Annotated in this window: 7 protein-coding genes and 1 pseudogene; 4 read left to right on the top strand and 4 right to left on the bottom strand. The window is 30.8% G+C overall.

From position 1 onward, the window contains the following. The first annotated feature begins 42 nt into the window (after nucleotides 1-42). The gene (locus FWJ34_RS02630; RefSeq protein WP_308253783.1) at nucleotides 43-786 is read left to right on the top strand and encodes a metal ABC transporter ATP-binding protein; all 744 of its coding nucleotides are present in this window, start codon (nucleotides 43-45) and stop codon (nucleotides 784-786) included. Nucleotides 787-1,206: 420 nt separating this feature from the next. Next, nucleotides 1,207-1,905 carry a hypothetical protein gene (locus FWJ34_RS02635; RefSeq protein ID WP_308253776.1) on the top strand — a complete coding sequence of 233 codons (699 nt, stop codon included), beginning with the start codon at nucleotides 1,207-1,209 and terminating at the stop codon, nucleotides 1,903-1,905. Between the two features lie 112 nt (nucleotides 1,906-2,017). Here FWJ34_RS02635 and FWJ34_RS02640 read toward each other — a convergent pair whose 3' ends face one another. From FWJ34_RS02640 to FWJ34_RS02655, 4 genes are all read right to left on the bottom strand, one after another. After that, nucleotides 2,018-2,431: a hypothetical protein gene (locus FWJ34_RS02640; RefSeq protein WP_308253777.1), complete on the bottom strand. Its 414-nt coding sequence runs from the start codon at nucleotides 2,429-2,431 to the stop codon at nucleotides 2,018-2,020. A gap of 141 nt (nucleotides 2,432-2,572) precedes the next feature. Further along, complete coding sequence (locus tag FWJ34_RS02645; protein ID WP_308253778.1) at nucleotides 2,573-3,529, bottom strand: ABC transporter permease; 957 nt, start codon at nucleotides 3,527-3,529, stop codon at nucleotides 2,573-2,575. 124 nt (nucleotides 3,530-3,653) lie between these two features. Beyond that, nucleotides 3,654-3,794 carry a DUF2256 domain-containing protein gene (locus FWJ34_RS02650; protein WP_308253779.1) on the bottom strand — a complete coding sequence of 47 codons (141 nt, stop codon included), beginning with the start codon at nucleotides 3,792-3,794 and terminating at the stop codon, nucleotides 3,654-3,656. An 82-nt stretch (nucleotides 3,795-3,876) separates the two neighbouring features. Further along, entirely contained in the window at nucleotides 3,877-4,527 is a 651-nt protein-coding gene (locus FWJ34_RS02655; RefSeq protein WP_308253780.1) for an L-threonylcarbamoyladenylate synthase, read from the bottom strand. Nucleotides 4,528-4,635: 108 nt separating this feature from the next. Here FWJ34_RS02655 and larC point away from each other — a divergent pair, with 108 nt between their 5' ends. Then, nucleotides 4,636-5,838, top strand: coding sequence for a nickel pincer cofactor biosynthesis protein LarC (gene larC, locus FWJ34_RS02660; RefSeq protein ID WP_308253781.1), 1,203 nt, complete (start codon nucleotides 4,636-4,638; stop codon nucleotides 5,836-5,838). 274 nt (nucleotides 5,839-6,112) lie between these two features. Beyond that, nucleotides 6,113-6,750, top strand: a pseudogene (locus tag FWJ34_RS02665) (hypothetical protein); the annotation flags it as partial.

Genomic DNA, 6,750 nt, shown 5'->3' on the forward strand with positions numbered 1-6,750 from the left:
ACAGAATAATTTATGAATGATATTTTAGGAAAAAATCAGATAATGAATGCAGTAATTAAGTTATCTAATATTTATGTTAATTATGGTAAAAAGAATGTTTTAGAGAATATAAATTTTCAAGTAAATGAATTAGATTTTATCGGGATAATTGGACCAAATGGTGCTGGAAAAAGTACTTTATTAAAAACTTTATTAGGCTTAATTTCTCCTCTATCTGGACAAATTTCTATCATGAATTATCCTGTTTCTCAAGGTAGAAAATATATCGGTTATGTGCCTCAAGTTTTAGAATTTGATCAAGCGTTTCCTATTCTAGTAGAAGATGTTGTCAGAATGGGCAGACTCTCAAAAAAACATTTATTTAAACGTTATAACTCCAAAGATGAAGAAATTGTAACCCATTGTTTAGAACAAGTCGGTATGATAGAATTAAGGGGGAGATCTATTGGTGAATTATCAGGCGGAGAAAGACAGAGAGTATATATTGCCCGTGCATTAGCCAGTCAACCGAGTATCTTACTATTAGATGAACCTACTGCCAATGTTGACTCAAAAATTCAAAAGAATATTTATGAATTACTAAAAGAGCTTAACGAGTATATAACAATTTTGTTAATTTCTCATGATTTAGGTGTTATTTCTACCTATGTCAAAACTATTGCTTGTTTAAATCGAACACTACACTATCACCAAGACAAAATAATTACATCAACAATGATACAAGAAACTTATCAATGCCCCATTAATTTAATTGCCCATGGTATCCCCCATCGCATTTTACAATAACTTCGCAAAAAGCATCGCCTCTTTCAAGGGTGGAATGTATTACGATGCTTTTGAGGGTGCAGTGAATATTATTCATTAGACTTCTGGTAAAAAGATTTTTAATTGATTCGTAGTAAGGGCTTCAGCCCTCGTTTCGCCAATTATGAGAGATGTCTATTAGTAGGAATAGTTGTTTTTTCAGTTATCTCATGCTAAGATAATTGCCTCAGCTATGTCCTCATTGTGGGTTTGTGTGTGATCAAAATATTAATGCCGTTATCAATATTTTGAAAAAGGCTTTAAGTATTGTGGGGTACATAGGAATTTTTGTCTTTAGACGTTAAAGTGTCAACCCTTCCCTACCTATTATCTATTTATTGTATTGCCCATATCTCATACCTCATTATCCCCATTTTAAATCTTAACTTTTCTACTCGAACTATGATGATAAAAAATAAATACTTGAGATGTTTAAATAATCGTCGATTATATTTATTTCTCTTAGGATTAACTTTGAGTGTTGGTGATCTAAAATTGATTTTAGCTACTTCTATTTTTGCTGGTACCTTGTTAGCTACTTATCAAGTAAAATATCTATCTTGGAAAAGTTATAATCAATATCTAATTCGGTTTTTTACTCCTCAAAATAAACCCTTAATTTTCTCTGTTACTAGTGCTGGAACTTTGGCGATCGCTAGTTATATCATTTTAAATATTTGGACAGAAATAGATAATAAATGGTTAGCTTTAGGAATTATTTGGCAAACAGTATTTTTTACAGTCGGTGTCGGATTTATGAGTTATAAATTATGGAAAAAAAACACCATTAAAAATAAACAATATTCTCCTTCTTTTGCCGAGTTAATACATCAATTAAATGCTGATACTTCTTTACAACGTTTACATAGCATTAATCAAATCATGGAATTATGGAGCAATAATCAACTAACTTTTTCTCAAATTAATGAAGTTACAGAATATTTTATCTTATTAAAAGATCTCGAAATTGAGCCAATTATAATTAATAAACTAGATAAAAATTTGCAAAAAATATCTTCTAATTCTGTGCAACCCCTAAATCTTTCTCTAAAAGTTAATCAAAATATCATCAGAAAAAACTCTATCATCATTAATAGTTAATTAGGGGTGCGTCAAGAAGTTGGTGAGGATATAGATATTCCCTTTTATCCTTCCTTAAAAGGTGGGAAGGGAATGAATGGCAACGATGCACAGGGCAATGGCTAAATTTTCCTCATTCCTCATTCCTCATTCTAAATTCCTCTCCTTGATCTAAAATTTGACTAGAAATATCTATCGCCGTGACTTCAATAGTGCCTTCAGGGATTTCTCTGATAAACTTACCATGTTCTACTTTTAAAACTTCCCCACAATTCGGGCAACGGCAATCAGTATGATTAAACCCAGTAAAAGTATAATTACAAACTGGACAATTATCTTCTACTAAAATTCTTTTTAACCACCAACGAAACCCCCAAATTGCGATAATGGGAGTAATTAATAGTAAGGCAATAAAGATTAAAAACCCATTTACAACCCATTGTAAACCGATTGTACCTAACAATAAACTAACAATTATAAATGTTAATAAACAACCTAAGCCTGAATTATTAAGATTAATTATTTTGGTTTGAAAATTAGATTTCACCTAGTTATATTTCCTCATAAATTTTATCTTTACTTTAACATTTTGATTTCTTTTTATTAAGTTTTTATTTTAATCGTTTAAATTAGTTTGATGGAAAATAAAAGATTGATTTACTAAACAATTAGCTTACAAAATTTTACTTTAATTTAATCTTACCCTAGGATCAAGCCATGAATAGGTTAAATCTGCTATAAGATTAAAGATAACTATTAAAATGCCATAAATCATTGCGATCGCCATAACTACTGGAGTATCACTACGATAAATAGATTCTATTAATAAAGCACCAATACCAGGAATGCGAAAAATTTGTTCTGTTACCAACGCCCCAGTAAATATACTAGGAATATCAAGAGCAACAAGAGTGATAACAGGAATTAAAGCATTGCGTAAAACATGATTTATTACTACTTGATAACTATTTAAACCTTTACTGTAAGCCGTGCGCACATAATCATTACTTAATTCTTCCATCACTGATGATCTCATAAATCTCATTAATACTGCAGTTTGATATAGACTTAATACTATGATGGGCATTAGTGACTGTTTAATTTGTTGTAAGAAAGTTTGCCAATTAGTAACAATTAAATTACTATCAAAAATAAAAGGAAGCCATTTCAGTTGTACACTAAAAATAATTATCAATAATAATCCAGTAAAAAAAGGCGGAATTGAATAACCAAAAAAAGCGATCGCCGTAATGATATTATCAAGTAAAGAATAACGTTTAACAGCAGAAATTAAACCCATAGGAATCGCCAAAAAAATACTAATTATATAGGCAATACCTACAATCATTAAAGTCTGAGGAAGACGTTGTAAAATTAAATCTAAAACAGGGCTTCTGCTAGTAAAAGAATAACCTAAATCTCCTCGAAAAAAAGCAAAAAGCCACTTAAAATAACGAAGATAAATAGGTTGATTTAACCCCAAGGATTTTCTGATATTTTCTCTTACTTCTGCCGTTATATTAGGATTAGACGCAAACTCACTTAAAGGATCACCGGGTGCTAATGCTAAGATTAAAAAAATTACCACACTAATAGCCAGTAAAGTCGGTAAAGAAATTAAGATTCTTTTAACTAAATAATTCATTCTTTCATGCTCAGTTTGATCTAAAATTATTGATTAATAAAAATAATGATTAATTGCAGACAAAATGCCTATTCCACAGCTATTAATTATTTCACTATTTACCCATCACTATTCTGTAATAATTTTATTTATGTTTTCTACATTTTTCCGAACAGTATTTAACTTCATCCCAACATTTAGACCATTTTTTACGCCATGTAAAAGATAAATTACAAACAGAACAAATTTTGGTAGGAAAGTCAGCTTTTTTTCTTTGTTTTGGCATATAAAATTAATTAAAACTTGAGAAAATATAGTAATTTTTAAATGTAAAAGTGAGATCAACGTTTAATCGTAGTTTTAATTATTTAATCAAAATTAAACCAGTTGTTTACCTCTTTCCACCCTAATCCTTGGCGCACTATAGAAGGTTTATTAGTAGAAAAATCGATAATAGTAGAAACATCAAAACCCGGATTAGTATAATCGTCAATAATAATATCAACTTGTTTATCAAACTGATCAAATAAGCGGAATTTTTCCCAATTTTCAGAAGGAAATTCTCCAAATTCATCAATAATATGAGCAGAAGTCGAAATAATAGGATTTTCTAAAGATTGTAACAAAGCCTGACATACATTTTGATCAGGCACTCGAATCCCAGTAGTTTTACGTTTAGGAGACATTACCAATTTAGGCACTAATTTAGTTGTCGGTAGCAAGAAAGTATAAGGACCAGGAATTAAGCGTTTCATGATACGATAAGCGATATCGTTAACAACGGCATATTCGGAAATATGAGATAAAGAAGAACAAAGAAAAGTCAATGGTTTATCATTAGATAAGCGTTTTAAAGCTCGAACTCTTTCTACGGCAGATTTTACATTCATATCACAACCAATAGCGTAAACTGTATCAGTGGGATAAAGCATAATAGCACCTTGTTTTAGAGCTTTGATAATTTTTTCAATATTACGAGGTTGTGGATTATCGGCATTTAATTCGTATAATGTAGCCATAATGAATAATGAATAGTTAATAATTGTCGAATAGTTAATAATGAATAGGTTATAAGTATTAGGTAATAAGTATGGTTAATTTCTCATTACTAATTGATTTTATCGTAAATGGAAAGAATAGCTTACTTACAGTGCACGACAGGTATTGCTGGTGACATGTTTTTAGGTGCATTAGTATCTGTTGGTGTGCCTTTAGAATATATCGAAAATGGTTTAAAAGGATTAAATTTAACCTCCGAATATCGATTAACACAAGAAAATGTTTTAAGACAAGGGCAAAGTGCCATTAAAATTGAGGTAAACTTAACCCACCACCATCCTCACCATCATCGCCATTTAGCTGAGATTGAAAACCTGATCAATAATGCTAATTTACCTGCCATAGTTAGAGAGAATAGTTTAGGGATTTTTCGATGTCTGGCGCAAGCAGAAGGAAAAGTACATGGTATTTCACCTCAAAAAGTTCATTTTCATGAAGTTGGTGCCACAGATGCAATTGTCGATATTGTTGGCACTTGTTTAGGGTTAGATTATATAAAAATTCAAAAGTTATACTGTTCTCCTTTACCCACAGGAGGAGGTATGGTTAAAGCTGCTCACGGTAAATTACCAGTACCAGTACCCGCCGTGTTAGAATTGTTGCAAACTAAGCAAATTCCTGTCTATAATAATGGTATTGATCAAGAATTAGTAACTCCCACAGGAGCAGCGATCGCAACTACTTTAGTAACAAAATTTGGGCAACCTCCCTCAATGACATTAGAAAAAATAGGGTTAGGTGCAGGTAATAAAGATTTAGTGATACCCAATATTTTGCGTTTGTGGTTAGGAAAGACAGAAACATCATCATCGGTGGAAGAAATAGCATTATTAGAAACCCAGATAGACGACACAAATCCGCAAATTTTTGGTTATCTTTTCGAGAAATTATTAAAAATTGGTGCAAGGGATGTTTTTACCCAACCTGTGATGATGAAAAAAAATCGATTGGGAGTTTTATTAACAGTAATTTGTGACTTAGATAAAATAGATACTTGTGAAAGCATTATTTTTCGAGAAACTACTACCATAGGTATTCGCCGTCAAATTCAACAACGCTCAGTTTTAGAGAGAGAAATTAACACAATTAACACAAAATATGGCGATGTTTTGGTAAAAATAGCCAAAAAAGACGGAAAAATTCTCAATATTCAACCAGAATATGAAGATTGTGCCAACCTTGCCCGTAAATATAATATTCCCTTAAGTTTAATTTCTTTAGAAGCCCAACAATGTTATAAAAATCAAGAAATAGGAATTGATTATCAATAAAATGAATAAAAAGCTAACACATAAAGTTAATTAAAATAAACTAGAAACTTTATTTGATATGACTTTCAGTTTAATTTATTGAACATTCATTGATTTTTAGGTAGAAAATAAATGTCAAGGCGTTGAATATTCGTCATTCCTCATTCTCTACAAGATGAGGAGACTAGGAGATGAGAATAAATAAAGTATAATGAGATTAGGTTAAGTAGAGGAGTTGTGATTACGTTTAAAGTTATACGCTTATTATTGGTCTTAGGGGTCAAATTGATTTAATATGAATACGTTACAGTTGATTCGCAAAACTTTTCAAGACTGGCAAAATAAAGATACTCCACACTCTATTTCCGTCTCTTGCCATCGAGAGTCTAACTCTTATCATTACGATGAAGATAAACCTATCATATTTCGATGGATATGTAAAATTCACTCTCCAGTGATGGTGTTATTATCCGTCTCTACTTTTACTGGATTAATTAGCTATCGTTTTTATAATCAACCAGAATTAGCCGTTGGCACTATTTCTCCTACAAAAATTATTGCCCCCCGGAACGGTGATTTTGTTGACGATATTACTACAGAAGAGTTAAAGAAAAAAACTCGTAGTGGTTTATTACCAGTTTTTAAACAAGATATAAATTTAACACAGAAAATTCAAATCAAAATAGAAGAGAAACTGCAACAAATAGACAATATTCGTAGTTTAAAAAATAATACTTATGCCATAAGCCACAACATATTATCATTATCAGAGCAAGAAGATTTATCTTTTTTATCTGAATCTCAATGGCAACAAATTCTTTTACACGTTAATAATTCTTCTTCATTCGCCCTCAAAGAATCTTTATCTTCATCTGAGAATAAAATTGCTAAAAAATTATTAACCTATAAACAATCTGTTAACTCTTCTCAATT

It is taken from the genome of Geminocystis sp. GBBB08, from assembly GCF_016743215.1.
GTDB lineage: Bacteria > Cyanobacteriota > Cyanobacteriia > Cyanobacteriales > Cyanobacteriaceae > Geminocystis.